The sequence below is a fragment of the Bacteroidota bacterium genome (assembly GCA_039714315.1).
Taxonomy (GTDB): domain Bacteria; phylum Bacteroidota; class Bacteroidia; order Flavobacteriales; family JADGDT01; genus JADGDT01.
Genome location: JBDLJM010000243.1, coordinates 1 through 2,724, shown reverse-complemented (window position 1 = coordinate 2,724; position 2,724 = coordinate 1). Strand labels below are relative to the sequence as shown.

Sequence of the window (2,724 nt, the reverse complement as noted above, 5' to 3'; positions counted from 1 at the left end):
GGCTATCCGCTTGTAGTTTTGCCTGCTGAGACGGTTCACAATAGTTCTGCGGGGTCTTTTGCTGTCGCAAAAGTAAACCTGCCGAAAAAGCAGGCCGCCACAGAACTTTGTTCTCAGTTCTCAGCATACAAAAGCTACCGCTTCTATCCGGGGCGTTTGATAGCTGATAAATGTCAAAATTCTATTATCATTTTATCGGTTATTTTGATGTTTAGGTGATGTTAATTCTCTCACTTGTTATTTTGTATCCTGCTCAGCATTTCAAAATTATTATTCTGTATTTTAAAAATAACATTGGTATACGATTCCTGTTTATGAAATAATTCGTAAAAGATTTAATATTTTATTAAAGTTAATTTGTTTGTTAAGTGTCTAATGTTAAATTTGTATCTGTTAGTTTCAAACTCGCTTTCAATGAAAGAATTATCCCAAGTTGTTGTTAATCTTGAAGGTAAAGTGAATCTTTTGGTTCAGGAATACAGTAAAATCAAGAAAAAAAACGAGGAATTATCTGACCTTGTGAACGAATTACAGGGAAAATTGAAAGAGAAGAATGCAGAAATTTTGCATTTGAGGGAGAAATATCAGCGAACTAAAGTAGCTTCTGCATTAAGTGGAGGCGATGAGGGAGTAAGAGAAACGAAATTGAAAATAAATCGTTTAGTGCGCGAAATTGACAGTTGTATAGCGTTGATGCAAGGTTAATACCGAATCAATAATATTTGGTTTTGAACTTATATATATGTAATGGCCGATAAAGTAAGAGTAAAAGTTTCGATAGCTGACAGGGTTTATCCCTTGAATATTCTTCCTGAAGAGGAGGAAGAGCTTAGAAAAGTTGCTCGAAAGGTTGAATCTTTGATAAAGGAATTTGAAAAAAACTATGCTGTAAAAGATAAACAGGATGTTTTGGCCATGTGTGCATTACAATTTGCTTCGCAACTCGAAAAAGCTAATAAAGTTTCTGATGAAGAAAGTAGCTCTTTATCAGATAAATTAAGCGCGTTAAATACTTTAATAAATCAAGTAATTTAATTAACTTTAGACAGAAGATATTTTTCCTACATTGGTTCTAATTTTTTTGGTAAACTCAACATTATAATAATAAAGAGTGTGTTTTTGTTGGACAAGCGGGCCACGCCCTCGGGAATTTCAACTTTGTTGAAAACGGTGGATACTTAACCTTCAATTTAGCTCTTAATCCTGTATAGCAGGGGTTTACACATAAAGAATCGATGTAGGATTTTTATTTAAAAACCAGATCATTATGGAATTTATGAATATTGTTCTAATAGTTGCAGTGGCAGTGATTGCTGTAGTGTTAGGATACTTTTTTTCTCGGATACTTAATAGAAAAGACGTCGAGAAAAAACGGGCAAAGATATTATTGGATGCAAAGAAAGATGCTGCATTAATAATAAAAGAAGGGAAAGCTGAAGCCGATGCGCTCAAAAAAGATAAGATCCTTCAGGCAAAAGAGAAGTTTATAGAGCTTAAAAGTGAACATGAAAAAGTAATTACCTCTAAGGATCGTAAAATATCTGAGGCAGAGAAAAGAATTAAGCAAAAAGAGTCAAAAGTTTCGCAGGAGCTGGATAAATCAAAAAAGAAAAATCAGGAACTTGAGAGAAAAGTAGAAGATTCTGGTAAGAAAGCTGAAATATTAGACAGGAAAACAAAAGAAGTTGAAAAACTTCACCGTAAGCAAGTTGATGAACTGGAGTCTATTTCAGGTTTGTCGCAAGAGGAGGCCAAAGCAAAATTGTTGGAGTCTCTAAAAGAGGAGGCAAAGTCCGATGCGATGAATTTTATTCAGGATACTATCGAAGAAGCTAAGCTGACTGCTAAAAATGAAGCTAAGAAAGTTGTTATTAATACCATTCAGAGAGTCGCTACAGAGCATGCAATAGAAAATTCAGTTTCTGTATTTAATATAGAATCTGATGATATTAAAGGTAGAATTATCGGACGTGAAGGACGAAATATCAGAGCCCTGGAATCGGCTACAGGTGTAGAAATTATCGTAGACGACACTCCGGAAGCTATCATTTTATCTTGTTTCGATCCGGTTCGTAGAGAGATCGCAAGACTTTCGATGCACAAACTGGTTACCGACGGTAGAATTCACCCCGCACGTATCGAGGAAATTGTAGCAAAAACCACAAAGCAAATAGATGACGAGATTATCGAAGTAGGGAAGAGGACAGTAATGGATCTTGGTATCCACGGTTTACACCCTGAACTTATAAAAATTGTAGGTAGAATGAAATACCGTTCTTCTTACGGACAAAACTTATTACAACACTCACGTGAAGTTGCAAATTTAGCCGGAACAATGGCCGCCGAATTAGGATTGAACGCTAAGATGGCCAAAAGAGCAGGATTACTTCACGATATAGGAAAAGTTCCTGAAACAGAATCAGAAACTCCACACGCTATACTGGGTATGCAGTGGGCAGAGAAATACGGAGAGCATGCTGATGTTTGTAACGCAATAGGAGCACACCACGACGAGATCGAGATGAAGAATATGATATCTCCAATCATCCAGGTTTGTGATGCCATATCAGGAGCAAGACCGGGAGCACGCCGTCAGGTAGTAGATTCATATCTGAAAAGATTAAAGGAACTAGAAGATCTGGCTTTAGAAAGTGAAGGAGTAACAAAAGCTTACGCTATACAGGCCGGTAGAGAATTAAGAGTATTGGTAGAATCAGAAAAAGT

General features: G+C 36.4%; 4 protein-coding genes. All 4 read left to right on the top strand.

The genetic code is table 11. The features are described from left to right. Positions 1-219 (top strand): hypothetical protein (locus ABFR62_13965; protein ID MEN8139524.1); only part of this gene is annotated, 219 nt, incomplete at its 5' end. 195 nt (positions 220-414) lie between these two features. Next, positions 415-705 (top strand): hypothetical protein, encoded by a 291-nt coding sequence (locus tag ABFR62_13960; protein MEN8139523.1) that lies wholly within the window; start codon positions 415-417, stop codon positions 703-705. Positions 706-747: 42 nt separating this feature from the next. Next, positions 748-1,035, top strand: coding sequence for a cell division protein ZapA (locus ABFR62_13955; GenBank protein ID MEN8139522.1), 288 nt, complete (start codon positions 748-750; stop codon positions 1,033-1,035). A 241-nt stretch (positions 1,036-1,276) separates the two neighbouring features. Further along, positions 1,277-2,724, top strand: a 1,448-nt coding sequence (gene rny, locus ABFR62_13950; protein MEN8139521.1) for a ribonuclease Y, incomplete at its 3' end; no start/stop codon positions are given.

Excerpts from the sequence above, each read along its gene's own strand:
- ABFR62_13955 (MEN8139522.1), top strand. The coding sequence starts at position 748 with ATGGCCGATAAAGTAAGAGTAAAAGTTTCGATAGCTGACAGGGTTTAT.
- ABFR62_13960 (MEN8139523.1), top strand. The coding sequence starts at position 415 with ATGAAAGAATTATCCCAAGTTGTTGTTAATCTTGAAGGTAAAGTGAAT.